The organism is Citrobacter sp. CK180 (assembly GCF_030333655.1).
Classification (GTDB): domain Bacteria; phylum Pseudomonadota; class Gammaproteobacteria; order Enterobacterales; family Enterobacteriaceae; genus Citrobacter_B; species Citrobacter_B koseri.
In genome coordinates this window covers 73,895-99,799 of record NZ_JAOWFM010000056.1, presented here as the reverse complement: position 1 = coordinate 99,799, position 25,905 = coordinate 73,895, and the positions used below count along the sequence as shown (strand labels likewise).

The window sequence follows — 25,905 nt, the reverse complement described above, 5'->3', positions numbered from 1 at the left end:
GTCGACTTGAGGTATTACTCAAATAAGGGATAACACCCGGCATTGCGACGTAAAATGTAGACCCTGACGAGATAAAAAACCAGTGAGATGCGGTTATCCCCAAACCAAAGACTTTTTTAACACTTGTCAAGATGTGTGATGAAAGATTTGTGGCAACCCGTGACACTTTCCTTACAGCCATTGCTTTTATCTAACAAATTGTTTCATAAGCACTATTTACTTAAGACGCCTTTCGCATCAATTTAGTCGCAGGCCGCGTCTTCTCTCGCTTACGTTGTGTTTTCTAACTCTAATACACAAGGTTATCCACAGGAATGGTGGATAACTGCGTCCAGCCCGTATGGACTGCCGCCTGGCAAAATCGCGCGGACGCCCCTTGATGAGGGGCTAAAAAAAAATTATCGCTTGTTTTTGATTTTTATCAGCTAACGAAACGCGGGCGGCAGGCGAGATCCTGCTCGCATTTTCACCCGTTTTACACCGCCTTCAGGCGCGTCAGGTCGAGATATTGTCCTGTCGATGCGCTTTCCGCCTTCCCGGAAAGCCAGGGGATTTCGCCCAGCAGAGGAGCCGTAATCACCCGCGTTAGCGTCGCCATGTATTCCGCATGGCGCTTTCCGGGCGGCGTCACGTCATTGGCTACCCACCCGGCAAGCGTCAGCCCGGCTTGCTGCACGGCCTGCGCCGTCAGCATGGCATGATTGATACACCCCAGCTTCACGCCCACCACCAGAATCACCGACAGGTGCTCCGCCGCGACCCAGTCGGCAAACGTCAGCGTTTCGCCAAGCGGAGTAAACCAGCCGCCCGCCCCTTCCACTAGCACCCAGTCGGCCTGCCGTTCCAGCGTGCGTAAACCGGCGGACATCACCGAGGCCTGAACGGGTCTCCCCTCCTCTGCGCTCACAATGTGCGGCGAGGTCGGTTCCGCAAAGGTGTAGGGATTGATCGCTTCATAGGCCAGCGTCAGCGTGCTGTTGCGCTGTAACGCCAGGGCATCGCTATTGCGCAGCCCCTGCGCCGTCATCTCGCTGCCCGACGCCACGGGCTTGTAGCCTGCCGTCCGAAAGCCGCTCTGCGCGGCAGCCTGTAACAGGGCGCAACTGGCGACCGTTTTTCCGACTTCAGTGTCCGTCCCGGTGACAAAATACCGTTTAATCACGTTCAATGACTCCCAAAAAAAGCTGATACGTCAGCGGATATTTCCCTTGCTGCTGCGGCCAGGCCAACTGCAACTGTCGCAGCTGCGAACGCGTTAACACGCGCGGTTCACGCCCCTCGTGCAGATGCGTCGCCCCAATACCTTTAAGCGAACGCATCGCGCTGAGCGCATCATCAAACCACAGGGTGATCGCCTGGATCTGCTGACGGACGCGCCAGCCGTGCATTGCATTGCTGATCGTCTCCGGCGACAAAAAGTGGTTGGCATGCCCCCGGTTATCTACCGCCTGCCAGGCCTGACGCAGTTCCGACAGCGATCCGTGCGCCAGCGAGGTAAACGCCACCACGCCGCCAGGACGCACCACGCGATACAGTTCGCTTAGCGCGCCGCGCAAGTCGCCGCACCACTGCACCGCCAGGTTGCTCCATGCCAAATCAAACCGCGCCGCCGCCAGCGGGATGGCTTCGATATCCGCCGCAAGGTAATGGTGAGCAGCCTGCTGACGACGCGCCTCATCCAGCATTTGCGCCGAGAGATCGAGCGCCGTGACCTCGCATCCCTGCTCTCGCCAGAAGCGACTCATCCGCCCTGGCCCGCAACCGGCGTCCAGAACGTGCGCACATTCGCGCCCTGCCAGCAGCGCCAGCAGCGCGTCCGCACTCTGGCGTTGCAGTTCAGCGTGCTGCTCATAATGCGACGCGGCGCGCCCAAACGCGGCCGCAATCGCCTGCTTATCAACCTGCGCCATCCAGCACCTCCAGTAAGCGATCAATATCCTGCGTTTCGTGCGCCTGAGTGAGCGTCAGGCGCAACCGGGCAGTACCGGCCGGAACGGTAGGCGGTCGGATCGCGCTCACCCAGCATCCCTGTTCCCGCAGAGTATCCGCCAGCCGTAACGCGCGCGCATTGTCTCCGACAATCAGCGGCTGAATCGCACTGTGCGAATTTGCCAGCGTAAAATCGCTGGCCTTAACGCCCGAACGGAAGCGCTGAATTAACGCAGCCAGTTTCTCCCGGCGATCTGCGCCTTCCGGGCTTCGGATCACCGCCAGCGCCGCGCTCAGCGCCTGCGCCTGCGCCGGCGGCATACTGGTGCTGTAGATCAGATGGCGGGCAAACTGCAACAGATAATCCGCAACGCTTTCAGAGCAGAGAATCGCCGCCCCGCTGACGCCAAAGCCTTTGCCAAACGTCACAATCAGCAGCTCAGGTTTGACCTGCTGTCGCCAGCAGCTTCCGCGCCCCTCATCACCCGTAACGCCAATACCGTGCGCATCATCCACCAGCAGCCAGGCGTTACGCTGCCGTGCGACACGGTGGATCTCCGCCAGCGGCGCGCCGTCGCCGTCCATACTGAATATGCCCTCTGTCACCACCAGCTGCTGCCCGCCGCACGGGGCGTCCAGCAGGTGCGCCAGGTGTTGAGGATCGTTGTGGGTAAAGCGGCGAAGCGTCGCCGGGCTGAGGTTTGCCGCTTCCAGCAATGAGGCGTGGCTGAGACGGTCCGCGACAATCCGATCGTCTTTCGCCATCAGCGCGGCGATAACCGCCTGATTCGCCGCAAAGCCAGAGATAAACAGCAGCGCCCGCGAATAGCCAAGCCAGCCTGCCAGCGCCTCTTCAAGCGCCTGATGCGCCACGGAGTAGCCGCTGACGTGGCCGGAGCCGCCGCTGCCGACGCCAAAGCGCTCCGCACCCTGTTGCCAGGCGCGAATAATCTGCGGATGGTGACTTAAACCGAGATAGTCATTGCTGGAGAAATTCAGATACTGGCGTTCGTTAGCCACCAGCCAACGCCCTGCCCCCTGCGCCACCGCACAGCGGCGACGCAACGCATCGGCAGAACGACGCGCCATAAGCGCATCGTCGATTTTTTGCTGCCAGGTCATACTGCTGCCGCGTTGTAATAGTCGTCTGTATCCGGGGTCATCAGCGCCTGTTCCAGACGCTGTTGCTGTTCGTTGTCGCCAGCCAGCACCGACGTTTGCTGCGGATTCAGCCCCAGTTTGCGGAACAGCTGGAGATCTTTGTCTTCTTCCGGGTTCGGCGTGGTCAGCAGCTTGCAGCCGTAGAAGATGGAGTTCGCCCCCGCCATAAAGCACATCGCCTGCGTCTGTTCGTTCATCTGTTCGCGACCCGCAGAAAGACGCACGTAGGAGGTTGGCATCATAATCCGCGCGACAGCGATCGTGCGGATGAAATCAAACGCATCCACATCCTCATTATCCGCCAGCGGCGTACCTTTGACCTTCACCAGCATGTTGATGGGCACGCTCTCCGGCGGAGTCGGCAAATTCGCCAGTTGCAACAGCAGCCCGGCGCGATCTTTGACCGTTTCGCCTAAGCCAACGATACCGCCAGAGCAGACTTTAATCCCTGCTTCACGCACTCTGTCCAGCGTATCAAGACGTTCCTGATACGAGCGGGTCGTGATGATGTTGCCGTAAAATTCCGGGGAGGTATCCAGGTTGTGGTTGTAGTAGTCCAGCCCGGCGTTGGCGAGGCGCTGCGCCTGAGATTCATTGAGCGTGCCGAGGGTCATACAGGCTTCCAGCCCCATCGCCTTCACGCCCTGCACCATCTGTTCCAGATACGGCATATCGCGCTCGTGCGGGTTTTTCCATGCCGCGCCCATGCAGAAACGGGTTGAACCGGCGTTCTTCGCTTTGCGCGCGGAGTCCAGCACCTGTTCCACTTCCATCAGACGCTCCGCTTCCAGCCCCGTCTTATAGCGGGAACTCTGCGGGCAATATTTGCAGTCTTCCGGGCAGGCGCCGGTTTTAATCGACAGCAGCGTGCTGACCTGCACCTGTTGCGGATCGAAATGCTGACGATGGATTTGCTGCGCGTCAAACAGCAGATCCAGCAGCGGTTTATTAAATAATTCGGTAACTTGCGACAATGTCCAGCGTGGGTGGTGAGCCATAGGGCCTCTCCAAAGGGTGTTGTTAATTCTTGATTCGGTGTAGACTCGTAAACCTAAATGTTTTTAATTTGGTTTACAAGTCGATTATGACAACGGACGATCTTGCCTTTGACCAACGCCATATCTGGCATCCCTATACCTCCATGACCTCCCCACTCCCGGTTTATCCGGTTGCGCGCGCCGAGGGTTGCGAACTGATTTTGGCCAACGGCGACCGTCTGATCGACGGCATGTCGTCATGGTGGGCGGCGATCCACGGTTACAGCCATCCACAGCTCAACGCCGCGATGAAAACGCAAATTGACGCCATGTCGCATGTGATGTTTGGCGGCATTACCCATGCCCCTGCGGTCAACCTGTGTCGCAAGCTGGTGGCGATGACGCCGCAAGCGCTGGAGTGCGTGTTCCTGGCGGACTCCGGTTCGGTAGCGGTGGAAGTGGCGATGAAAATGGCGCTGCAATACTGGCAGGCGAAAGGCGAGTCTCGTCAGCGTTTTCTGACCTTTCGCAACGGCTATCACGGGGACACCTTCGGCGCGATGTCGGTATGCGATCCAGATAACTCAATGCACAGCCTGTGGAAGGGCTATCTGCCGGAAAACCTCTTTGCCCCCGCCCCGCAAAGCCGGATGGATGGCGAATGGGACGAGCGGGATATGGTGGCCTTTGCCCGCCTGATGGCGGCGCACCGGCATGAGATTGCGGCGGTGATTCTGGAACCCATTGTCCAGGGCGCAGGCGGGATGCGGATGTATCACCCGGAGTGGCTTCGCCGCATCCGCAAGATGTGCGATCGCGAAGGGATTCTGCTGATTGCCGATGAGATCGCCACCGGATTTGGCCGCACAGGTAAACTGTTTGCCTGCGAACATGCAGACATTACGCCGGATATCTTGTGTCTCGGTAAGGCCATCACCGGCGGTACGATGACGCTTTCCGCCACGTTAACCACCCGTCTGGTCGCTGAAACCATCAGCAACGGCGAAGCCGGTTGCTTTATGCATGGCCCGACTTTTATGGGCAATCCGCTGGCGTGCGCCGTGGCTTGCGCCAGTCTTTCCCTGCTGGAAACGGGCGAGTGGCAGCAGCAGGTGGCGGCGATTGACGCGCAGTTACGCCGCGAATTAGCGCCCGCACGCGCATCGTCCTGGGTCGCTGACGTGCGCGTACTCGGCGCCATCGGCGTCGTGGAAACCACGCACCCGGTCAATATGGCGGCGTTGCAGCGTTTCTTTGTCGGGCAAGGCGTCTGGGTGCGCCCGTTCGGTAAACTGATCTACCTGATGCCGCCCTATATCATCCAGCCGGAACAATTGCATCGTCTGACGCAGGCGGTGAACGACGCTGTGCGCAATGAAACATTTTTTATCCATTAATCAGCGGTAAGCTGTAGCGGTTCTGGCTACACTTCCTTGCTAATCAGTAGATTAATGGAGGCGGTATGAAACTTATCAGCAACGACCTGCGCGACGGGGAAAAACTGCCCCATCGCCATGTGTTTAACGGCATGGGCTATGACGGGGACAACATCTCCCCGCACCTGGCCTGGGACGAGGTGCCCGCCGGTACGAAAAGCTTTGTCGTGACCTGCTACGATCCCGATGCGCCAACCGGCTCAGGCTGGTGGCACTGGATTGTCGCCAACCTGCCAGCCGATACCCGCGTACTGCCGCAAGGGTTTGGTTCCGGCCTGGTGGCGATGCCGGAAGGGACTCTCCAGACGCGCACCGATTTTGGTAAAGCAGGCTACGGCGGCGCAGCTCCGCCGAAAGGGGAAACGCACCGCTACATCTTTACCGTTCACGCGCTGGATGTGGAACGCATTGATGTCGATGCAGGCGCCAGCGGCGCGATGGTGGGCTTTAACGTCCATTTCCATGCGCTCGCCAGCGCGTCGATTACCGCAATGTTCAGCTAAGTGCCGTAGGCCGGATAAGCGTCAGCGCCATCCGGCATTTTTTTACAAGAAATCAGGTAATAACCGGAACAAGTCCCCACGCGCCAGCAGTTCGGTCGCGCACTCAATATCCGGCGCGAAGAAACGGTCCTGAGTATAATGCGGCACCTGCTCGCGCAGCGCTTTTCGCGCCTGCTCCAGCAGCGGGCTTGAGGTTAACCCTTCCCGGAGGTCGATACCCTGACAGGCCGCCAGCCACTCTACCGCAATGACCCCACGCGTGTTTGCCGCCATTTCCCATAGTCGCCGACCCGCAGCGGGCGCCATCGACACATGATCTTCCTGATTGGCCGACGTCGGCAGGCTGTCCACGCTGTGCGGATGCGCCAGCGCTTTGTTCTCGCTGGCCAGCGCCGCAGCAGTCACCTGCGCAATCATAAAACCGGAGTTGACGCCGCCGTTTTTCACCAGGAAAGGCGGCAACTGCGACATATGTTTATCCATCATCAGCGCGATACGCCTTTCCGACAGCGCGCCGATTTCCGCAATCGCCAGCGCCAGATTATCCGCCGCCATCGCCACCGGTTCGGCATGGAAGTTACCGCCGGAAATCACATCCCCCTCTTCGGCAAACACCAGCGGGTTATCCGAAACGGCGTTGGCTTCAACGAGCAGCACCTCCATCGCCTGACGCAGTTGTGTGAGGCACGCGCCCATCACCTGCGGCTGACAGCGCAGCGAGTACGGGTCCTGCACCTTTTCACAGTTATGGTGCGACTGTGCTATCGCGCTGGTCTCCGTCAGAACGTGGCGGAACAGCCCGGCGGCGTCAATCTGCCCACGCTGACCGCGCGCGGCATGAATGCGCGCATCAAACGGTCGGCGCGACCCCAGAACGGCTTCAGTGGTTAACGCCCCGCAGACCACCGCAGAGGCGAACAGCGCCTGTGCTTCGAACAGCCCACGCAGCGCAAAGGCGGTGGAGGCCTGGGTGCCATTCAGCAGCGCCAGCCCCTCTTTCGCCGCCAGCGTGATCGGTTCCAGTCCGGCCTTTTTCAACGCCTCTTTCGCCGGAAGCCACTCCCCCTGCCAGCGGGCTTTCCCTTCGCCAAGCAGCGTCAACGACATATGCGCCAGCGGTGCCAGATCGCCCGATGCCCCTACAGAACCTTTCGCCGGGATCAGCGGCCAGACCTCTGCGTTGACCAGCGCAATCAGCGCTTCAATCACACTCAGGCGAATGCCCGAGAAACCACGCGCCAGGCTATTGATTTTCAGCACCATGATCAGACGCACCATCGCGTCGTCCAGCGGCTCGCCAATACCCGCCGCGTGGGAGAGCACCAGCGAACGTTGCAGGTTTTGCAGATCCTCCGTGGCGATGCGCGTCTGCGCCAGCAGACCAAAACCGGTATTGATACCGTAGGCCGTGCGCCCCTCGGCGACGATATTGTTCACGCAGTCGACGCTGGCATTAATACCGTCAACCGCGCTGCTATCAAGACGCAGTTGCACTGGCTGCTGCCAGACGGCGCGAAGCTGCGCAAAACTCAGATGACCCGGCGTTAACGTAAGCGTATTCATATCAGCGTTTTCCTTGAGTAGCCGCGATCATCGGCAAGTTCAGCCCTTGTTCTGCGGCGCATTCAACCGCAATCTCATACCCGGCGTCAGCATGACGCATCACGCCTGTCGCCGGATCGTTATGCAACACTCTGGCGATACGCGCTGCCGCCTCGTCGGTGCCGTCGCAGACAATCACCATTCCGGCATGTTGCGAGAACCCCATGCCGACGCCGCCGCCATGATGCAGCGAAACCCAGGTCGCACCGCTGGCGGTATTGAGCAGCGCGTTCAGTAACGGCCAGTCGGATACCGCATCAGAGCCGTCGCGCATCGCTTCCGTCTCCCGGTTTGGACTGGCGACGGAGCCGGAATCCAGATGATCGCGGCCAATGACGATCGGCGCGGAGACCTCTCCACGGCGTACCATTTCGTTAAACGCCAGACCCAGTTTTTGCCGCCACGCCAGCCCCACCCAGCAAATACGCGCCGGTAAGCCCTGGAAGTTAATACGTTCGCGCGCCATATCCAGCCAGTGATGCAGATGTTTGTCATCCGCCACAATCTCTTTGACTTTGGCATCGGTTTTATAAATATCTTCTGGATCGCCGGAAAGCGCCACCCAACGGAATGGGCCGATCCCCCGACAAAAAAGCGGGCGGATATAGGCCGGAACGAACCCAGGAAAATCAAAGGCGTTCTCTACGCCCATCTCTTTCGCCATCTGGCGGATATTGTTGCCGTAATCGAAGGTCGGGACGCCCATTTCACTGAACGCCAGCATCGCCTGTACGTGCTTCGCCATTGAGCGTTTCGCCGCCTGTACCGTGCCCTGTGGATCTGACGCCGCTTTCGCCTGATACTCCTCCCAACGCCAGCCAGAGGGCAGATAACCGTGCAGCGGATCGTGCGCGCTGGTCTGGTCGGTCACCAGATCCGGGCGAACGCCGCGTTTTACCAGTTCCGGCACGACGTCCGCCGCGTTGGCGCACAGCGCAACGGAGACGGCTTTACCTTCGCGGGTATATTTTTCAATTCGCGCCAGCGCGTCGTCCAGCGAGGTGGCCTGTTCATCGACGTAGCGGGTACGCAGACGGAAATCGATACGGCTTTGCTGGCATTCGATATTCAGCGAGCACGCCCCCGCCAGCGTCGCGGCCAGCGGCTGTGCGCCGCCCATACCGCCAAGCCCGGCGGTCAGCACCCAGCGCCCGGACAAATTCCCCTGATAGTGCTGCCGTCCTGCTTCAACGAAGGTTTCATAGGTACCCTGCACGATGCCCTGACTGCCGATGTAGATCCAGCTTCCGGCGGTCATCTGGCCGTACATCGCCAGCCCTTTGGCGTCCAGTTCATTGAAATGTTCCCAGGTCGCCCAGTGCGGCACCAGGTTGGAGTTAGCGATCAGGACACGTGGCGCGTTTTCGTGGGTCTTAAACACGCCGACCGGTTTACCGGACTGCACCAGCAGGGTTTCATCGGCCTCCAGTTTGGTCAACGCATTGATGATGGCGTCATAGCACTCCCAGTCGCGCGCCGCGCGGCCAATGCCGCCATAAACCACCAGTTCATGCGGATTCTCGGCAACATCGGGATCGAGGTTGTTCATTAACATGCGCAGCGGCGCTTCGGTTAACCAGCTTTTTGCCGTCAGGGTTGTTCCCCTCGGGGCGCGGATATCCTGCTGACGATACTTGCTTTGAGGCATGACACCAGACTCCTTACGATGATCGGACAGATAAGTAACATATACTTGTCTATACAACTTGTCGCAAGGCTGATTTTAACAACTGAGATACATTTTTGTTATATTGCGTCAGCAATCACGCTTTTTATCGCGCCGTCATTCAGGACATAAAATGGCCCTGCAACCGGTAGCGAGAACCGGGGAAAAGCAGGCGAGCGTGAGAAACAATGTGCGACGCAGACCAGGTGCGCCGATGAATTAACAGGCAGGGATCGTGCTCCTTAATGTTCAGCAGCGCGCACTCTTCCGCCGTGGCGCGCACGGCTTCCACAATGTGCTCCCCTTCCGTTAGCGGGGCGATCAGCGACAGGTATGCATGAGGCGTGGTCTGGCTGTAATCCTGCGCCAGATAATCCGGTACAACGCCGGCATTCACACAGCGATCCTCAATCTGCACCGGCAGATCGTTTTCATAGTGCACCATCACCGAATGAAAAATCAGCGTGCCTTCACGCACATTCAGGGCCGTGGCCTGAAGCGCATTCGCCTGCGTCTGTTCCAGCGTCAGCACCTCACAGCGGTGCTGATGGTGACGGGCGGCGATTTCATCGGCAATGCTGCGAATTTCAAACAGTGCGGACTGCCCTTTCGGTTCCGCCACAAATGTGCCGACGCCCTGTAAACGCACCAGCAGCCCTTCATCCGTTAATTCCCGCAACGCCCGGTTGATTGTCATCCGGCTGAAGCCAAATTGCGCCACCAGTTCCGCTTCCGAGGGAATACGGTCATGCGGGCGCCAGACGCCGCTGGCAATGTTGTCGCTGATCGTCTGTTTGACCTTTTCATAGAAAGGCACAGGGGCAGAACGGGATGGGAGCATGCGTAAGCCTTCCTTAAGCGTATGATTTTATTTGCCGGATGGCATTATCCGGCCTGTAACGCGATTCTGGGCCGGACAAACATCGCGATTAACGCCACCCGTGTGCGATTTGCCAGCCGAGGCGTGCCGCAACACGCGCGGCGTTGCCATCATCGTCAAAGCGCGGATTAAATTCAACCATATCCACCGCCTGTAGCTTACCGCTGCGACAAACGGCATCGACAAGCCGCATCACCGTCGCCAACGGCACACCGAGCGCTGCGGGCGCAGACACTGCGGGCATCTCCCAGGCGGGCAGCACATCAAGATCGATGGTCAGGTAGATCTTATCCACGCTGTCGATAACCTGCGCCAACGGCGCCTGAGCGGTATCACAATCCACGTCTTCTACGATGGTCACTCCGCGTTGTTGCGCCTCATCCCATAACGCCTGCGTATTTGCCGCCCGACTGACGCCAAAGCAGGCGTAATGAAACTCACGCTGTTGTTCATCGCATAATTGCGCCAACTGGCGAAACGGCGTACCGGAGGTGGCGTGGTCAGCCCGACGCAGATCCAGATGCGCATCAAGATTAATAATGCCGACTCTGGCATGCGGGAACGCATCGAGCAGTCCCGCGCCATGCCCAAACGCCGTTTCATGTCCGCCGCCTAGCACAAACGTGCGCATATCCGCCTGCTGGCAGCGCCGTACCGCATCGCGAAGCGCCTGCTGCGCGCCTTCCAGATCGGGGGCTTGCGCAATAATGTTGCCTAAATCCACCAGCCGATCGTGGCCGTGGTGAGAGGCCAGGTTCGCCAGCGCCCGGCGCAGGGCATCCGGCGCGCCAGCGGCGCCAGGCCGCCCCTGGTTTCGCTTCACGCCTTCGTCACAGGCAAAGCCGAGCAAGGCGATTTTTTCACGATACATTTCGGGAGAAAACGTCGGGCTGCGCGTCACCGTCTGAAAGAGACGCAGCGCGTTAGCCGCCTCGGCGCTGTCATCACGCCCCTGCCAGAGCGTGGGAGATGCGGGTTGCCATTGCGTCATGTTACTTCTCCTCTGAATACACGGTGACAGAGCGGGTTACGCCCCGGTTCATAAAGGATTTCAACCGGAAGCTCAGCGTCCCATACGGCAAAGTCAGCGACATATCCCGCTTTCAATTGCCCATGCGTCGTCTGCCGCCCCAACGCGCGCGCAGCATGCCGCGTCACGCCCGCCCACGCCTCTTCCGGCGTTAAGCCAAACTGTACGCAGGCCATGTTCATCGCCAGATGCAAACTGATAAACGGACTGGTGCCGGGGTTAAAGTCCGTTGCAACCGCCATTGGCACGCCATAGTGGCGGAGCAACGCCACCGGCGGGCGCTGCGTCTCTTTGAGGAAATAAAACGCCCCCGGCAGCAGAACGCCCACGGTGCCGCTGCGACTCATCGCCGCCACGCCAGCCTCATCCAGATACTCAATATGGTCGGCGGATAGCCCCTGATAACGACTCACCAGTTGCGCGCCCCCCAGCAAGGAGAGTTGCTCAACGTGCCCTTTTACCGGAATGCCCAACGCCTGAGCGGCCTGAAATACCCGCTCACTCTGCGCCAGGTTAAACCCCACGCTTTCACAGAAAAGATCCACCGACTCAAACAGCCCTTTTGCCCATAATCCGGGCAGAATACTTTCGCAAACTAGCGTGATATAGCCGTCGGGATCGTCGCGGTATTCTGCTGGCGTCGCATGTGCCGCCAGCAGGGTAGGACTGATTTCCACCCTGTTTTCATGCGCCAGCGCAGCGGCAACGCGCAACATTTTCTCTTCCGTGGCGAAATTCAGGCCATAGCCGGATTTCACCTCCAGCAACGTAACGCCTTCTTGCAGCAATCGCGCCATACGCGCACGCGCAACGGCTAAAAGTTCATCTTCAGAGGCCGTCCGGGTCGCAGCGACGGTCGCGTTGATACCGCCGCCCTGCGCGCTGATCTGCTGGTACGACACGCCGTTAAGCCGCTGCTCCCACTCCCCGGCGCGCGTGCCGCCAAAAATCAGGTGGGTGTGACAGTCAATCAGTCCGGGCGTGACCAGTCGGCCTTGCAGATCCACGGTATTGCGGTGCGCGGCGTTGAGCGACGACGCAGGCACAATATCCAGTATCCGGCCCTGGCGGACGACAAGCGCATGATCGTCCACCATCCCATAAGGGCTACCGCGTTCAGGGTCCATCGTCGCCAGTCGGCCATTCCGCCAGATCGTGTCATCAGGTAAAAGTTGCGCCATTGGGTTCATCACTTGTCATGGGTTGTCTATACATTTATTTTTTATTCTGCCGGGGTTGTCAATCTTACAGGCCATGAATGTTATTTATTTGTGATGTACTTGCCTGGAACATCAGGTGCGCGGCGTCTAAAAAAGAACTTTTTACCTTTTCACCTTCCCGTTTCGCTCAACTTAGTATAAAAAAGCAGGCTTCAATGGAATTAATTTAACTTTCAAAGCCCGGAGCAACCTGTGAACACATTTTCGGTTTCCCGTCTGGCGCTGGCACTGGCTTTTGGCGTGACGCTGACCGCCTGTAGCTCTACGCCGCCCGATCAAATCCCATCCGATCAGACCGCGCCAGGCACCTCCTCGCGTCCGATCCTGTCGGCGAACGAAGCGCAGAATTTCGTTGCTGCACACTATTTCTCGTCACTGACGCCGAATACGGCGCCGTGGACGCCTTCCGCTATTACGCTGCCTGCGCAACCTGACTTCGTTGTCGGCCCGGCTGGCACGCCTGGCGTGACGCACACCACCATTCAGGCGGCGGTAGATGCAGCAATTACGCAGCGCAGCAGCAAGCGTCTGTACATCGCCATTATGCCGGGCGAGTATCAGGGAACCGTGTATATCCCGGCGGCGCCTGGCAGCCTGACGCTGTACGGCACGGGCGAGAACGCGATTGATGTGAAAATCGGCCAGGCGATTGACGGCGAAATGAGCACGACCGACTGGCGTCGTTCAGTGAACCCGGGCGGTAAATACATGCCGGGCAAACCTGCGTGGTATATGTTTGATAACTGCCAGAGCAAACGCGGCGCCAGCATTGGCGTGATGTGTTCTGCGGTAGTCTGGTCACAAAATGACGGCTTGCAGTTACAAAATCTGACCATCGAAAACAATCTCGGTGACAGCGTTGACGCGGGCAACCATCCGGCAGTGGCCTTACGTACTGACGGCGACAAAGTGCAGATTAATAAAGTGAACATTCTGGGTCGCCAGAATACGTTCTTCGTGACCAACAGCGGCGTGCAGAACCGTCTGCAAAACGATCGCCAACCACGCACGCTGGTGACGAACAGTTACATTGAAGGGGATGTGGATATGGTTTCCGGTCGCGGCGCAGTGGTGTTCGATAACACCGATTTCCGCGTAGTGAACTCCCGTACCCAGCAGGAAGCGTATGTTTTCGCTCCGGCAACGCTGTCGAATATTTATTACGGTTTCCTCGCCACCAACAGCCGCTTTACCGCCGCAGGTGATGGCGTCGCGCAACTGGGTCGTTCGCTGGATGTGGATGCCAACACCAACGGTCAGGTCGTTATCCGCGATAGCGTGATTAACGAAGGGTTCAATATGGCGAAACCGTGGGCTGACGCCGTTATCTCCAAACGTCCTTTTGCCGGGAATACTGGCGCGAAGGACGATAAAGACGAGGTCCAGCGTAACCTGAACGACACGAACTTTAACCGGATGTGGGAATACAACAACCGGGGTTTAGGCAGTAAAGTGGTTGCCGAACCGAAGCAATAATATCTGCTGACGATTATTCTTCAGGCCAGATAAAAGAGAAAAGGTCGTCACGCCAAGCGTGACGACCTTTTTTTACATCTGACGGTTTTTATTGAAATTAATCAGACTTCCCGCTTTGATAATTTCACGTTCCTCGGCGGTCAGGCTTTCCAGATACAGACTGATTTCCGTGATTTCATCGTCATGAATCACATAGCCTTTTAAGGTGGTTGCGCATTGATCCAGCGCCGTACGGACGCCAGGAATGTAAATATAATCCCCGACGTCAAACCCAGGCTCACCCGCCATTTGCAGCGGCAACATTCCCCAGTTGATCACATTCGAACGGTAGCGTTTCGTCGCATACTCCTGGGCTATATTCGCCAGACCGCCAATCACGCGCTGACAGCTTGCCGCCTGTTCACGCGCGGAACCGTCTCCCGGCTTAACGGCATAAATCATGCTGCCAATCCCGGTGGCTAACGGATCGGTGTTTTCCTGGCCCGCAATAGTGCGAATACGGGCAAAGACCGGCTCCAGCTCACTCACCTCGCCTGCCAGACGCTGTTTTTCCAGCGTCGCGATTGCTTTGCTTCGGCCAACATAGTCTGGATCGCGGCGTGACAGGGTGAACTCCGCCAGACCAACCGGGTTTGAGCGAAAAGACGAGGTCTCCCCGGACGGGATCAGCTCATCCGTCGTTGTGACTTCATCAAGAATTTTTGACGCCACCTTGAGCAGAATATTTTCCGTCAGCGCCCCCAGCACCGGCCAGTCTTTAATATTCGGGCCATAGATGAGCGATTGCTGCGTCGCCCCTTTAACAAAACCCTGATAGACACGGTTTTTGTACGGAGTGGGATCAAACGCATAGTCAGGAACGTTTTCCCAGCAGTCCAGTTCAGCGGCGGAGGTCAGATAGCCCCCATTTATTGCCGTCGCCGCAATAGAACGCGCATCCATCAGCGCAACCGCGGACATTTGACCATTACCCGGTTTCGAACCCTCACGGTTCGGGAAGTTACGGGTGGTGTGGCGAATGCTCAGCCCGTTGTTAACGGGCGTATCGCCAGCGCCAAAGCATGGGCCGCAGAAAGCGGTTCTGATGATTGCGCCCGCGCCAGTTAAATCGGCCACCACGCCTTTTTTCGCCAGATCCATAAATACAGGCTGTGAAGAGGGGTAAACCGCGAGTGAGAACGTCTCATTACCACACGATTTACCGCGCAACGCATTCGCCGCCGCAATGACGTTCTCATAGTTACCGCCTGAGCATCCGGCAATGATTCCCTGCTGAACCTTTAATCTCCCCTTTTCAACTTTATCCAGCAGTGAGATTTTGGCTTTCCCACGGGCAATGCGCGCAGACTCAATTTCTACCTGGTGCAGAATATCCGTCAAATTCTCATTTAATGTGTCGATTTCATACACATTACTCGGATGGAAAGGTAGCGCGATCATCGGTTTAATTGTGCTCAAATCAACATAAATACAGCCATCGTACCAGGCCATTGGCTGCGGATTCAGCTGTCGATAGTCCGGTTCACGGCCATGTAACGCCAGCCAGCTACGGGTCTCATCATCCGTTTGCCACACCGAACTCAGGCAGGTCGTCTCCGTGGTCATGACATCAACACTGTTACGGAAGTCCGTGGACATTGCGCTAATGCCCGGCCCCACAAATTCCATGACCTTATTTTTGACATAGCCATTTTTAAATACGGCGCCAATGATGGCTAACGCCACATCCTGCGGGCCAACGCCTGGCGCCAGTTTTCCCGTCAGATATACCGCCACGACGCCCGGATAATCGATATCCCAGCTATCATTCAACAGTTGTTTGACGAGTTCACCTCCGCCCTCCCCTACGGCCATCGTCCCCAGCGCGCCATAGCGCGTGTGGCTGTCTGAGCCTAAAATCATTTTTCCACCGCCCGCCATCATCTCGCGCATATATTGGTGGATGACCGCAATATGGGGCGGCACATAAATACCGCCATAGCGCTGCGCGGCGGAGAGTCCAAAAAGATGATCATCGCCATTAATGGTTCCACCAACGGCGCATAATGAGTTATGACAGTTTGTGAGAACATAAGGTAATGGAAAACGCGCCATCCCGGACGCTTTCGCGGTCTGAATTATGCCTACATAGGTAATATCGTGGGAGGTTAACGAATCAAACTTGATTTTAAGTTTATCCATATTTCCTGACGTATTATGAGACGCAAGAATGGACCATGCTATGGTGCCTTTTTTGGCTTCCTCTTTTTGTACATTACCGCAATACTGTTCTTCTGCAATTATCTCATTGTTACCGGAGAGATAAATCCCTTTGTCATATAACTTAATCATTCATTACTCCACATTGCCGTGCATGTTTCCATGCACGGACAACAGACCATGTCATTAATAATAAAAATGAACGCTGACGGTTGATTACAGCATGTTCCAGTCAATCAACATGTTCCACCACCAGATACCAACCGTGATATGTACCAGGAACGTTAAAATGGTCAGAACCGCGCCGACGAGCCACCAGGACTTAATATCGTTATAACCGACCCCGAAAATAACCGGGCCAGCGGCACCGCCATAGTGCGTGACCATTCCGCCATAAGAGTTGGAGAATAATAAGGCCAGCGCGGTTAGCATTAATGGCGCGCCAGAGACATTCGCCAGCATGGCGAATACCGGCATCATCGCCACAATATAAGCGCTACCGGAGGCAAAGAAATAACGGACAATAATACTCAGGAACAAAATGACGAAGAACGCCACGTTACCATGATTATCAAAAGAGAGATTGTTTTTAAACAGTTCAGCCAGCCAGTCAAAAAACTTCACTTTCGATAATAAAGAGCTTAAGCCAATGATACCGCCGTACCAGATTAATGTATTCCAGCCGCCTTTATTTTTAACGACATCATCCCAGCTCACCACGCCCAGTAACAACATCGCGCCCATCACCACAATCGCAACGGTTGATTCATCCACGCCAAGCTGTTTACTGAAAATCCAGCCTGACAGCGCGAGGACAAAAATACCCAGCAGTAATTTCTCACGGCCTTTCATTGGCCCGAGATCCTGAAGCCCGGCTTTCGCGATCGTCTTATTATCAACCTTTTTAATTTCCGGCGGGTACATGGTATAAATCACCAGCGGCGTCACCAGCAACATAATGATACCCGGCACCATTGCTGCCAGCGCCCATCCTCCCCAGCTTAATTGCAGATGGCAAATATCGTTGATCATTTTCAGCGCCAGTATGTTCCCTGCCATTGCGGTAAAAAACATATAACTGGTCGTTTTCGTGACCATATACACGGACATCATTAAGTAATGACCGACACGACGGGGGCTTTTTTCAGGCTCAGAACCCAGCGCGACGGCCACACTGTTGATAATAGGTAAAACAATGCCGCCTGCGCGCGCCGTGTTTGACGGCGTTGCCGGAGAGAGAACCAGATCGAGAAAAACCGTGACGTAGCCCAGCCCCAGCGTGGTATTCCCAATCTTACCAATCAGAATATACGCAATGCGTTTGCCAAGGCCAGTAGTGACAAACGCGGCGCTTAACGTAAACGCAGAAAATACCAGCCACGTCGTTCCAGAGGCATAACCGCTGAGCACGCTGGTCGTTTTAAACGCCCCTTCACTTAAATTTCCGACCACGACCATCGATGCCGCGACGGCAATCAATAATACAACGGGTTCGGGAAACGGTTTTATCACCAGCCCCACGATTGCCGCAAGATAGATGCCAAAGAGAACCCAGGCGAGTTCACTCAGACCGGCTGGCGCGGGAATTAAGCCAATAATACACGGGATCGCTAATATAATAATTAGCTTCCATATGGATTTTTTATTCATTTTTTGCACCCTGATTTATCTGTATTCGTTATACAGAAAAGGCATTGTTTAATTTTCCTTAATCACAGCGAAATGAGATCAACATCATTCAGGAATATAAACTTCACCTGCAAAAATCTTTCTTGCTGTGCGAATAACAGAAGCACGTATTGAAGAAGGCTCATTACCTTCATTTGTTAAATGAATATCAAGGCACCCGCCCGGGTGTTCGATATTTATATCGCCATAGTCCGTCAATTGCGTCATCCGGTGGGCGACCGTCCCTTCTGTCGCACAACTACTGGCAAGCGCGATAGCACCAGTAATCGCCAGCGCCTTATGGCAGGAGTGCGGCATAAAATAGCGCACATTGATCGTCCCGCCCCGTCTGGCCGGGGAAATAAGCACCGGTTTAGGAATAACCATATTGCTGACGTCGCCTAACCCCATCGCTTTACCCGCCTGCAAACGGATGGATTCAATGCGGCGCAATAATTCAGTATCGGCATCAAGTTCCGCAGGGGATTCATAACCCGTTTTACCGACATCTTCGGCAGCGATAATAACCACCGGCATCGCCATATCAATACAGGTGACGGCAACGGAATCAAAATGATCGACACGATGACCGGTCGGAAAAATTTGCCCGGTTTTGGCGCCAGCAGCGTTCAAAAACGTGAGTGCCACGGGCGCGGCCGTTCCCGGTACGCCATCGATTTTTGCCTGGCCTTCGTACTCAACGGCGCCGTCCGGCGTCTGCACGTCCGCTTCGATATACGTATTTGTATTTACATTACGTATACGCACGCGCGTGACGGGCGGCGTAGTCTCAATTAAGCCATGTTCAATCGCAAATGCGCCTACCGCGGAAAGCATATTTCCACAGTTCGGCGTGGTATCAACGCGGTGTTCATGTACCAGAACCTGAGCAAATAAATAGTCGATATCTGCTTTTGAGTCATCCGAACGACGGATAATGGCCACTTTACTGGTCAACGGATTACCGCCGCCAATGCCATCTATTTCCAGCTCATTCCCCGATCCCATAATTGCCATCAATATGGCATCGCGCCGCTGTCTCTCCTCAGGAAGGTGTTCTGCTAATAAAAATGCCCCTCTGGATGTTCCCCCTCGCATCAACGTGCAGGGAATTTTTTTCATAACATTGCCCTCAATTAAAAAACATTAGCGTTAATGAGGACATGGTTGCACGCGCAGAATAGAGAGGCTAATGACTTTAAATTTATGATTGATAATTTATTTGCATTAATCAAGACGGATAATTTACATATAAACTACGTTTTTCTCTCCTGGGGCAGCAAATCAGGGAATCCCTGGATTCTATTTTCTGGAGTTATGATGAAACACGAATTATCAAGTATGAAGGCATTTGTCACACTGGCAGAAGCAGGATCATTTAACAAAGCCGCTAAATTACTTAACATTACGCAACCTGCATTAACTCGCAGAATAAAAAAGATGGAAGATGATTTACATACCCTGCTTTTTGAGAGAACAACACGTAAAGTAGAATTAACAAAAGCGGGGAGGATGCTGTTACCGGAAGCCAGAGAATTAATAAGAAAACTGGATGAAGCTCTTTTTAATGTTCGCGAAATGAATGCTTATCACCACGGCACGATCACATTGTCCTGTATTCCGACCGCTGTTTTCTATTTTCTACCCCTTGCTATCGGAAAATTTAATGAGTTGTACCCCAATATCAAAATACGAATTCTTGAAAAAGGTACGAACAACTGCATGGAATCGGTGTTGGGTAACGAAGCTGATTTCGGCATAAATATGAACAGCATCACAAATTCTGCTATTGACTTCACCCCGCTGGTGAATGAACCGTTTGTTCTGGCCTGTCGACGAAACCATCCCTTAGCCAGTAAGCAACTGGTCGAATGGCAGGAGTTGGTGGGCTACAAATTGATTGGCGTGCGGTCATCCAGCGGTAACAGGCTGCTTATTGAGCACAATCTGGCGGATAAACCCTGGAAGCTGGACTGGTTTTACGAGGTTCGTCATTTATCAACCTCGCTTGGCCTGGTTGAGGCCGGGCTGGGTATTTCTGCGCTGCCGGGGCTGGCAATGCCTCAGACAGTGCATCCCACGCTTATCGGAATCCCGTTGATCGAACCCGTGATCAGACGCACGTTAGGGATTATCCGGCGCAAAGACGCCGTTCTCTCTCCTCCGGCAGAGCGTTTTTTCTCTCTACTTTTAAATGTCTGGGCTGATGATAAAGACACGCTGTGGACGCCCTTTGCTGAACCACAGCGGCAACAATAACGCCGTATCCGGCCGACGGCCCGGTAAGCGAGCGCCACCGGGCACAACGTCACGGAATATTAATACGCGTTAACCACGACCCACATTGGCCCCTGGCCTACCGCATAACGGCCTTTCTCCGTCAGCAGCCCCTGCTCACCGGCAATGGCATACACCGCAATATGGTGTGACTTCTGCCCGGCGGCAATCAGATACTTACCGCTATGATCGACGTTAAAGCCGCGCGGCTGCGTTTCGGTCGGCTGGAAGCCCTCTTTCGTCAGTACGCTGCCGTCTTCAGAAACGCTAAAAACGGTAATCAGGCTGGCGGTACGGTCGCAGGCATACAGATGACGGCCATCCGGCGTAATATGGATATCCGCCGCCCAACGCGTGTCAGAAAAATCGGCAGGCATCATATCCAGCGTCTGCACGCATTCAATATTGCCGTGCGGATCTTTCAGCTCCCAGACATCAACAGAGCTGTTCAGTTCATTCACACAGTAGGCATATTGCTGGTTCGGGTGGAACGCCATATGGCGCGGCCCGGCCCCTTCAACGGTGGTAACTTCCGCCGGTTCCTGGGCGACCAGTTTGCCGTCGTCGCTGAGCGTAAACAGGCAAATGCGATCCTGCTTCAGCGCAGGCACCCACAGCGTCCGGTTATCCGGCGAGATATTCGCTGAGTGGCACCCTTCCAGCCCTTCAACGACATCCACCACGCCAGCCGGCAGGCCATCATCCAGACGGGTCACGCTGACGTTACCGGCATTGTACGAGCCAACAAACACAAAACGGCCCTGATGATCGGTAGAGATATGGGTTGGGCTACCCGGCAGAGCGGACTCCGCCGCGAAGGTCAGCGCGCCGTCATCCGGCGCAATACGGTAAGCCAGCACGCGGAACTCAGGACGGACGCCAACATAGAGATAGCGCTTATCAGGGCTGACCACCATCGGCTGAACCTGCCCCGGCACATCAACCACCTGCACCAGCTTCAGCGAGCCGTCATGATTCAGGCTCCAGACGTGAATTTGCTGGCTCTCAGGGCTGGCGGTATAAACGGTTTGCTTCATGACTACTCCTTCCTTATGGCAACTGTCTGCAATTGCGGAATACAGCTTAACGTAGACGCTTTTAACGGTGAATGCTGAATTAACGCTCAGAATTTTGTCCGGCCAACCGTCTCGGTGTACCATTCCCACAGGCAAAATTCTCAACCTTAATCTGGAACTCCCTATGACCGCTCGTGTGATTGCCCTGGATTTAGACGGCACCTTACTGACACCGAAAAAAACATTGCTCCCCTCCTCGCTTGAGGCGCTTTCTCGCGCCAGAGAGGCAGGCTACCAACTTATCATCGTCACTGGCCGTCATCACGTTGCGATTCATCCTTTTTATCAGGCACTGGCGCTGGATACACCTGCAATTTGCTGTAATGGCACTTACTTGTATGATTATCAAGCAAAAAATGTTCTTGAAGCCGATCCGCTGCCTGTCGATCAGGCATTGCAACTGATTGATTTGCTGGATGCGCATCAGATTCACGGTCTGATGTACGTTGATGACGCGATGGTTTATGAACGCCCGACCGGCCATGTGATCCGTACCGCTAACTGGGCGCAGACGCTGCCGCCGGAACAGCGCCCGACCTTTACTCAGGTGCCGTCGCTGGCGCAGTCGGCACGCGACGTCAACGCCGTCTGGAAATTCGCGCTGACCGATGAAAATCTGCCAAAACTGCAACAGTTCGTGCAGCAGGTTGAGCATCAGCTGGGTCTGGAGTGCGAATGGTCCTGGCACGATCAGGTGGATATCGCGCGTAAAGGGAACAGCAAAGGGAAGCGCCTTACCCAGTGGATTGAAGCGCAGGGCTGGTCGATGGAGAATGTGGTGGCGTTTGGCGATAACTACAATGATATCAGTATGCTGGAAGCGGCAGGCACCGGCGTCGCGATGGGCAATGCTGACGACGCGGTGAAAGCGCGGGCGAATATCGTGATCGGCGATAACACCACGGACAGCATTGCGAAGTTTATTTATACCCACCTACTGTAATCAGGCGGTAATTGAAACACTCTTGATTTGCGCGTACAGCCACAGGCCAGGTTTGATGCCCAGCTCATCCCTGGCCCACGGGCTGATTCTCGCCCACAGCGTTTTCCCGCCGACTTCAAGCTGGACTTCCACCTGCCCATTATCGTCATAACAGTTTGCCACTTTTGCCCGCAGGATATTACGGATACTGGTTTGCATCGGTGGTTGTAATACCAGCGACACGTCCGAGGCCTGAATACGAATACGCAGCACGGTTTGCAGCGGCTCTTCCAGTTTGTTGACCCACAGGTGCTGATCGCCCAGCGCCAGCGCGGTCATTGCATAATGCGGATGATGCTCCAGCACGCTCACTTTCAGGATGCTGCTCTGCTGCTCTTTCGGCAGCCACGGGTGCATCACACTGCTGCCCCAGACCTCTTCCAGCGCGCCAAACGCTTTCACCTGCCCGTTTTCCAGCACCATGACTCTGTCTGCCAGATGTAAAATCTCGTCCAGCGAGTGGCTGACGTACAGCAGGGGGATATTAATTTCGCGCGCCAGGCGTTGCAGATACGGCAGCAGTTCGCGTTTGCGCGGAATATCCAGCGAAGCCAGCGGCTCATCAAGCAACAGTAGCTCCGGCGCGGTCAGCAACGCGCGGCCAATCGCCACACGCTGTTTTTCCCCGCCGGAAAGGCTGCCAGGCAAACGCTCCAGCAAAGGTTCGATACCGAGCAGATCCACCAGCTTGTCGAACTGTCCGGCCATGCTTTTCGCCATGCCATAGCGCAGATTGCCGCGCACTTTGTAATGCGGAAACAGTCGGGCATCCTGGAACACATAACCGACGCGCCGTTTTTCCGGCGTCAGGCAGATGCCATTTTCAACATCATTAAGCACGCGACCATTGAGCACAATGCGCCCTTTTTGCGGGCGCGTCAGTCCGCTGATGGCATTGATCAGCGATGTTTTCCCGGCGCCGGAAACGCCAAAAATAGCGGTGATCCCATTGGCAGGTAGCGTTTCGTTGAGCGTCAGACAGTGGGTGCCCAGCGTCTGGGAGAAATTGAGTTCCAGCATGTTTATCTCCCCGCGCGCTCACGGCTGATACGCGCCAGCCATTCCGAAATCAACAATGAGATCAGCGCCAGCACAATAGAAATAATGCACAATCTCGCCGCCGCGCTTTCGCCGCCAGGGGTCTGGATCAGGGTATACATCGCGGAAGGAATGGTGCGGGTTTCACCCGGAATGTTAGACACGAAAGTGATGGTAGCGCCGAACTCGCCGAGCGAACGGGCAAACGCCAGCACGGTCCCGACGATGATGCCAGGCAATGTCAGCGGTAGCGTAATGGTGAGGAAAACACGCCAGCGTCCTGCGCCCAGCGTTCTGGCGGCCTGCTCCAGCTTAATGTCGACCCCTTCAAGCGCCAGACGAATAGCGCGAACCATTAACGGGAAAGACATCACCGCCGCCGCCAGCACGGCGCCTCGCCAGCTAAAGGCAAAGGTAATGCCGAACCAGTCATAAAGCCACTGACCAATAAATCCGCGTCGGCCCATCGCGACAAGCAGCAGATAACCGACCACCACGGGCGGTAAAACCAGCGGCAGATGCAGTACGCTGTCAAGCAACGCTTTGCCTGGAAACTTGCATCGCACAAGTAACCAGGCAAAAAAGATCCCAAACGGCAGACTAAACAACACGGCCAGGGAAGAAACTTTCAGGCTCAGTAGAACGGCCTGCCATTCTGGATCAGTCAGTATCATTACTTCGTCGTAAATCCATAACGTTTAAAGATTTCGGAAGCCTGCGGTCCTTTCAGGTAGTCATAGAACGCGCTGACCGTTGCGTTTTTGTGTCCATCAACAATCGCGATCGGGTATTCCACTTTCTTATGGGAATCTTCCGGGAACGTGCCAACCACTTTCACGCCTTTGCTGGCAACGGCATCAGAACCGTAAACGATGCCCAGCGGCGCTTCGCTACGCTCCACCAGCGCCAGTGCGCCACGCACGTCTTCCGCAGGAGCCAGTTTCGGCGCCAGGGTATCCCATGCGCCCAGTTTTTGCAGCGCTTCTTTTGCATAAATGCCAGCCGGAACGTGTTCCGGGTCGCCCACCGCCAGACGGCCGCCATTCAGCAGAGTCGTCCAGTTGGTTTTGCTGTCGATGGTGATGTCTTTCTGTTCACTGGCTTTTGGCGCGACCACAACCAGGCTGTTGCCAAGCAGCGTTTCACGCGTTGCGGTATCAATCGCTTTTTTGTCTACCGCGTAATCCATCCATTTCTGGTCAGCAGAGATAAACAGATCCGCTGGCGCTCCCGCTTCAATCTGGCGAGCCAGCGTAGAAGAAGAGGCAAATGAAGAGACAACGTCAACGTTCTTCTCTTTTTTGTATTCAACCGCAATATCCTGCATTGCGTTGGTCAGCGAAGCCGCCGCGAATACGGTGATTTTCCCTTCATCCGCCAGCGCATGTCCGGCAACAGTCAGAGATAATGTTGCCCCAGCAAACAGGCGTAACCATGTACGTGCCATCTGTAACTCCTTTGAGTGTCGTTATGTAGGCGCAAATATAGCGAGAAAATAAGGTTTTTCCCAGAAGTTATTGATACCCAATTGAGGTTACGCAAAGAAAATATCGGCAGAAAAAGCAGGATCTTGAGGGGCGCTACCCAATGGATTTTGAGTTGCGCTGAGACTCACAGGCACAGCCAACAAAAATGCGGCCTGAAAGTCGAAGAAAGTAAAACGCCCGACTGAGCGGGCGTTTAAAAATCAATGGTTCTGTCTGGACTGGTCTTTCTGACCGATACCGGAGAAAATGTTGAACACTTCACCCAGACCGTAAATCAGCCCCAGAATGATGGCCATGACCACCGGAACCATGACTACGGCGAATACCAGACTTTTCAATAACTCTAACATGGTCAACTCCAGATAGGATTCTTTTGATATTCTAACTGCATAAATGAGAAAAGCACTCCCCTTTTGTGCGGTCGACTTTGCGCGGAAGCGGTTTTCCGTCACAATAACCCTTTTGCCAGGATCTTGTTATGCAGGCCGAAATCCTCCTTACACTCAAACTTCAACAAAAATTGTTTGCGGACCCCCGCCGCATTTCGCTGCTCAAGCATATCGCGCTTTCCGGCTCCATCAGCCAGGGGGCAAAAGATGCGGGCATCAGCTACAAAAGCGCCTGGGATGCCATTAACGAGATGAACCAACTCAGCGAGCAGACGCTCGTCGAGCGCGCAACGGGCGGCAAAGGCGGCGGCGGCGCGATACTGACCCGCTACGGTCAGCGCCTGATCCAGCTTTACGATTTGCTCGCCCAGATTCAGCAAAAAGCGTTCGACGTGCTGAGCGACGACGACGCCCTGCCGCTCGACAGCCTGCTGGCCGCCATTTCCCGTTTTTCTTTGCAAACCAGCGCCCGTAACCAGTGGTTCGGCACCATTACCGCACGCGATCACGATCAGGTTCAACAGCATGTCGATGTGCTGCTGGCCGACGGCGAAACGCGACTGAAGGTCGCCATCACTGCGCAAAGCGGCGAGCGTCTTGGCCTTGATGAAGGTAAAGAAGTCCTGATCCTGCTGAAAGCGCCGTGGGTTGGCATTACCCAGGACGAGGCGATTGCCCGGGCTGCCGACAACCAGCTTCAGGGAACCATCAGCCATATTGAACGCGGCGCCGAGCAGTGCGAAGTCCTCATGACATTACCTGACGGCCAGACGTTGTGTGCCACCCTGCCCGTTGAAGAGACCGCCACGCTGGAAGAAGGTGCTAACGTGACGGCATATTTTAATGCTGACAGAGTGATTATCGCTACGTTGTGCTAAGTGCATTGACATCTGTTCTTTGAACACGTAT

At 55.5% G+C, this 25,905-nt stretch carries 23 protein-coding genes; 6 read left to right on the top strand and 17 right to left on the bottom strand.

Annotated elements, in window-relative coordinates:
- Positions 1 to 475: 475 nt before the first annotated feature.
- Genes bioD through bioB form a run of 4 tightly spaced genes read right to left on the bottom strand, consistent with a single transcriptional unit; the run spans position 476 to position 4,088 of the window.
- Positions 476 to 1,162: a dethiobiotin synthase gene (gene bioD, locus OGV50_RS21515; RefSeq protein ID WP_286488755.1), complete on the bottom strand. Its 687-nt coding sequence runs from the start codon at positions 1,160 to 1,162 to the stop codon at positions 476 to 478.
- The gene (gene bioC, locus OGV50_RS21510; RefSeq protein ID WP_286488754.1) at positions 1,155 to 1,910 is read right to left on the bottom strand and encodes a malonyl-ACP O-methyltransferase BioC; all 756 of its coding nucleotides are present in this window, start codon (positions 1,908 to 1,910) and stop codon (positions 1,155 to 1,157) included. Before bioC ends, bioD begins: the two co-directional genes overlap by 8 nt.
- Positions 1,897 to 3,051 (bottom strand): 8-amino-7-oxononanoate synthase, encoded by a 1,155-nt coding sequence (gene bioF / locus OGV50_RS21505; RefSeq protein ID WP_286488753.1) that lies wholly within the window; start codon positions 3,049 to 3,051, stop codon positions 1,897 to 1,899. The genes bioC and bioF overlap by 14 nt, the downstream gene beginning before the upstream one ends.
- Positions 3,048 to 4,088, bottom strand: coding sequence for a biotin synthase BioB (bioB, locus tag OGV50_RS21500; protein WP_286488752.1), 1,041 nt, complete (start codon positions 4,086 to 4,088; stop codon positions 3,048 to 3,050). The genes bioF and bioB overlap by 4 nt, the downstream gene beginning before the upstream one ends.
- Positions 4,089 to 4,174: 86 nt before the next feature.
- Here bioB and bioA point away from each other — a divergent pair, with 86 nt between their 5' ends.
- Together bioA and OGV50_RS21490 are read left to right on the top strand one after the other, a co-directional pair.
- Entirely contained in the window at positions 4,175 to 5,464 is a 1,290-nt protein-coding gene (gene bioA / locus OGV50_RS21495) for an adenosylmethionine--8-amino-7-oxononanoate transaminase (protein WP_200031535.1), read from the top strand.
- A 65-nt stretch (positions 5,465 to 5,529) separates the two neighbouring features.
- Positions 5,530 to 6,006, top strand: coding sequence for a kinase inhibitor (locus tag OGV50_RS21490; protein WP_047458005.1), 477 nt, complete (start codon positions 5,530 to 5,532; stop codon positions 6,004 to 6,006).
- Positions 6,007 to 6,048: 42 nt separating this feature from the next.
- Here OGV50_RS21490 and hutH read toward each other — a convergent pair whose 3' ends face one another.
- The 5 genes from hutH to hutI form a co-directional block, all read right to left on the bottom strand.
- Positions 6,049 to 7,569: a histidine ammonia-lyase gene (hutH, locus tag OGV50_RS21485; protein ID WP_012133205.1), complete on the bottom strand. Its 1,521-nt coding sequence runs from the start codon at positions 7,567 to 7,569 to the stop codon at positions 6,049 to 6,051.
- Between the two features lies 1 nt (position 7,570).
- A complete protein-coding gene (gene hutU / locus OGV50_RS21480; RefSeq protein ID WP_012133206.1) occupies positions 7,571 to 9,256 on the bottom strand; it encodes a urocanate hydratase in 1,686 nt (561 codons plus the stop codon).
- A 139-nt stretch (positions 9,257 to 9,395) separates the two neighbouring features.
- Complete coding sequence (locus OGV50_RS21475; protein ID WP_012133207.1) at positions 9,396 to 10,115, bottom strand: histidine utilization repressor; 720 nt, start codon at positions 10,113 to 10,115, stop codon at positions 9,396 to 9,398.
- 88 nt (positions 10,116 to 10,203) lie between these two features.
- On the bottom strand, positions 10,204 to 11,145 hold the full coding sequence (hutG, locus tag OGV50_RS21470; protein ID WP_012133208.1) for a formimidoylglutamase: 942 nt from the start codon (positions 11,143 to 11,145) through the stop codon (positions 10,204 to 10,206).
- On the bottom strand, positions 11,142 to 12,365 hold the full coding sequence (hutI, locus tag OGV50_RS21465) for an imidazolonepropionase (protein WP_024130514.1): 1,224 nt from the start codon (positions 12,363 to 12,365) through the stop codon (positions 11,142 to 11,144). The genes hutG and hutI overlap by 4 nt, the downstream gene beginning before the upstream one ends.
- Positions 12,366 to 12,596: 231 nt before the next feature.
- On the opposite strand from hutI, the gene OGV50_RS21460 reads away from it, so the two are divergent.
- Positions 12,597 to 13,880 carry a putative acyl-CoA thioester hydrolase gene (locus OGV50_RS21460; RefSeq protein WP_012133211.1) on the top strand — a complete coding sequence of 428 codons (1,284 nt, stop codon included), beginning with the start codon at positions 12,597 to 12,599 and terminating at the stop codon, positions 13,878 to 13,880.
- Positions 13,881 to 13,952: 72 nt separating this feature from the next.
- On the opposite strand, the gene OGV50_RS21455 is transcribed toward OGV50_RS21460, so the two are convergent.
- The 3 genes from OGV50_RS21455 to OGV50_RS21445 form a co-directional block, all read right to left on the bottom strand.
- Positions 13,953 to 16,211: a hydratase gene (locus OGV50_RS21455; protein WP_286488751.1), complete on the bottom strand. Its 2,259-nt coding sequence runs from the start codon at positions 16,209 to 16,211 to the stop codon at positions 13,953 to 13,955.
- An 84-nt stretch (positions 16,212 to 16,295) separates the two neighbouring features.
- Positions 16,296 to 17,729: an anion permease gene (locus OGV50_RS21450; protein ID WP_071259654.1), complete on the bottom strand. Its 1,434-nt coding sequence runs from the start codon at positions 17,727 to 17,729 to the stop codon at positions 16,296 to 16,298.
- 84 nt (positions 17,730 to 17,813) lie between these two features.
- A complete protein-coding gene (locus OGV50_RS21445) occupies positions 17,814 to 18,869 on the bottom strand; it encodes a 4-oxalomesaconate tautomerase (RefSeq protein WP_130028166.1) in 1,056 nt (351 codons plus the stop codon).
- A gap of 198 nt (positions 18,870 to 19,067) precedes the next feature.
- Here OGV50_RS21445 and OGV50_RS21440 point away from each other — a divergent pair, with 198 nt between their 5' ends.
- Positions 19,068 to 20,006: a LysR family transcriptional regulator gene (locus tag OGV50_RS21440; RefSeq protein WP_047458020.1), complete on the top strand. Its 939-nt coding sequence runs from the start codon at positions 19,068 to 19,070 to the stop codon at positions 20,004 to 20,006.
- A 59-nt stretch (positions 20,007 to 20,065) separates the two neighbouring features.
- Here the strand turns inward: OGV50_RS21440 and pgl are convergent, their stop codons facing one another.
- Positions 20,066 to 21,061: a 6-phosphogluconolactonase gene (gene pgl, locus OGV50_RS21435; protein ID WP_024130516.1), complete on the bottom strand. Its 996-nt coding sequence runs from the start codon at positions 21,059 to 21,061 to the stop codon at positions 20,066 to 20,068.
- Between the two features lie 163 nt (positions 21,062 to 21,224).
- Here pgl and OGV50_RS21430 point away from each other — a divergent pair, with 163 nt between their 5' ends.
- Positions 21,225 to 22,043, top strand: coding sequence for a pyridoxal phosphatase (locus OGV50_RS21430; RefSeq protein ID WP_049009608.1), 819 nt, complete (start codon positions 21,225 to 21,227; stop codon positions 22,041 to 22,043).
- Here the strand turns inward: OGV50_RS21430 and modC are convergent, their stop codons facing one another.
- The 4 genes from modC to OGV50_RS21410 all read right to left on the bottom strand — a co-directional run bounded on the left by modC (position 22,044) and on the right by OGV50_RS21410 (position 24,957).
- Positions 22,044 to 23,102, bottom strand: coding sequence for a molybdenum ABC transporter ATP-binding protein ModC (gene modC, locus OGV50_RS21425; RefSeq protein WP_012133219.1), 1,059 nt, complete (start codon positions 23,100 to 23,102; stop codon positions 22,044 to 22,046). It abuts the gene before it with no gap.
- A 2-nt stretch (positions 23,103 to 23,104) separates the two neighbouring features.
- Positions 23,105 to 23,794 carry a molybdate ABC transporter permease subunit gene (modB, locus tag OGV50_RS21420; RefSeq protein ID WP_047458025.1) on the bottom strand — a complete coding sequence of 230 codons (690 nt, stop codon included), beginning with the start codon at positions 23,792 to 23,794 and terminating at the stop codon, positions 23,105 to 23,107.
- A complete protein-coding gene (gene modA, locus OGV50_RS21415) occupies positions 23,794 to 24,567 on the bottom strand; it encodes a molybdate ABC transporter substrate-binding protein (RefSeq protein ID WP_012133221.1) in 774 nt (257 codons plus the stop codon). Before modA ends, modB begins: the two co-directional genes overlap by 1 nt.
- 240 nt (positions 24,568 to 24,807) lie before the next feature.
- Positions 24,808 to 24,957, bottom strand: a complete 150-nt coding sequence (locus tag OGV50_RS21410) for an AcrZ family multidrug efflux pump-associated protein (protein ID WP_024130518.1) — start codon at positions 24,955 to 24,957, stop codon at positions 24,808 to 24,810.
- A gap of 128 nt (positions 24,958 to 25,085) precedes the next feature.
- Between OGV50_RS21410 and modE the strand changes: the two genes are divergently transcribed.
- Positions 25,086 to 25,874 (top strand): molybdenum-dependent transcriptional regulator, encoded by a 789-nt coding sequence (gene modE / locus OGV50_RS21405; protein WP_012133223.1) that lies wholly within the window; start codon positions 25,086 to 25,088, stop codon positions 25,872 to 25,874.
- The last annotated feature ends 31 nt before the right edge of the window (positions 25,875 to 25,905 follow it).

Bases quoted from the DNA above. Each gene is read 5' to 3' on its own strand.
- bioC (WP_286488754.1), bottom strand. From the start codon at position 1,910: ATGGCGCAGGTTGATAAGCAGGCGATTGCGGCCGCGTTTGGGCGCGCC.
- bioF (WP_286488753.1), bottom strand. From the start codon at position 3,051: ATGACCTGGCAGCAAAAAATCGACGATGCGCTTATGGCGCGTCGTTCT.
- bioB (WP_286488752.1), bottom strand. From the start codon at position 4,088: ATGGCTCACCACCCACGCTGGACATTGTCGCAAGTTACCGAATTATTT.
- bioA (WP_200031535.1), top strand. From the start codon at position 4,175: ATGACAACGGACGATCTTGCCTTTGACCAACGCCATATCTGGCATCCC.
- OGV50_RS21490 (WP_047458005.1), top strand. From the start codon at position 5,530: ATGAAACTTATCAGCAACGACCTGCGCGACGGGGAAAAACTGCCCCAT.
- hutH (WP_012133205.1), bottom strand. From the start codon at position 7,569: ATGAATACGCTTACGTTAACGCCGGGTCATCTGAGTTTTGCGCAGCTT.
- hutU (WP_012133206.1), bottom strand. From the start codon at position 9,256: ATGCCTCAAAGCAAGTATCGTCAGCAGGATATCCGCGCCCCGAGGGGA.
- OGV50_RS21475 (WP_012133207.1), bottom strand. From the start codon at position 10,115: ATGCTCCCATCCCGTTCTGCCCCTGTGCCTTTCTATGAAAAGGTCAAA.
- hutG (WP_012133208.1), bottom strand. From the start codon at position 11,145: ATGACGCAATGGCAACCCGCATCTCCCACGCTCTGGCAGGGGCGTGAT.
- hutI (WP_024130514.1), bottom strand. From the start codon at position 12,365: ATGGCGCAACTTTTACCTGATGACACGATCTGGCGGAATGGCCGACTG.
- OGV50_RS21455 (WP_286488751.1), bottom strand. From the start codon at position 16,211: ATGATTAAGTTATATGACAAAGGGATTTATCTCTCCGGTAACAATGAG.
- OGV50_RS21450 (WP_071259654.1), bottom strand. From the start codon at position 17,729: ATGAATAAAAAATCCATATGGAAGCTAATTATTATATTAGCGATCCCG.
- OGV50_RS21445 (WP_130028166.1), bottom strand. From the start codon at position 18,869: ATGAAAAAAATTCCCTGCACGTTGATGCGAGGGGGAACATCCAGAGGG.
- OGV50_RS21440 (WP_047458020.1), top strand. From the start codon at position 19,068: ATGAAACACGAATTATCAAGTATGAAGGCATTTGTCACACTGGCAGAA.
- pgl (WP_024130516.1), bottom strand. From the start codon at position 21,061: ATGAAGCAAACCGTTTATACCGCCAGCCCTGAGAGCCAGCAAATTCAC.
- OGV50_RS21430 (WP_049009608.1), top strand. From the start codon at position 21,225: ATGACCGCTCGTGTGATTGCCCTGGATTTAGACGGCACCTTACTGACA.
- modC (WP_012133219.1), bottom strand. From the start codon at position 23,102: ATGCTGGAACTCAATTTCTCCCAGACGCTGGGCACCCACTGTCTGACG.
- modB (WP_047458025.1), bottom strand. From the start codon at position 23,794: ATGATACTGACTGATCCAGAATGGCAGGCCGTTCTACTGAGCCTGAAA.
- modA (WP_012133221.1), bottom strand. From the start codon at position 24,567: ATGGCACGTACATGGTTACGCCTGTTTGCTGGGGCAACATTATCTCTG.
- OGV50_RS21410 (WP_024130518.1), bottom strand. From the start codon at position 24,957: ATGTTAGAGTTATTGAAAAGTCTGGTATTCGCCGTAGTCATGGTTCCG.
- modE (WP_012133223.1), top strand. From the start codon at position 25,086: ATGCAGGCCGAAATCCTCCTTACACTCAAACTTCAACAAAAATTGTTT.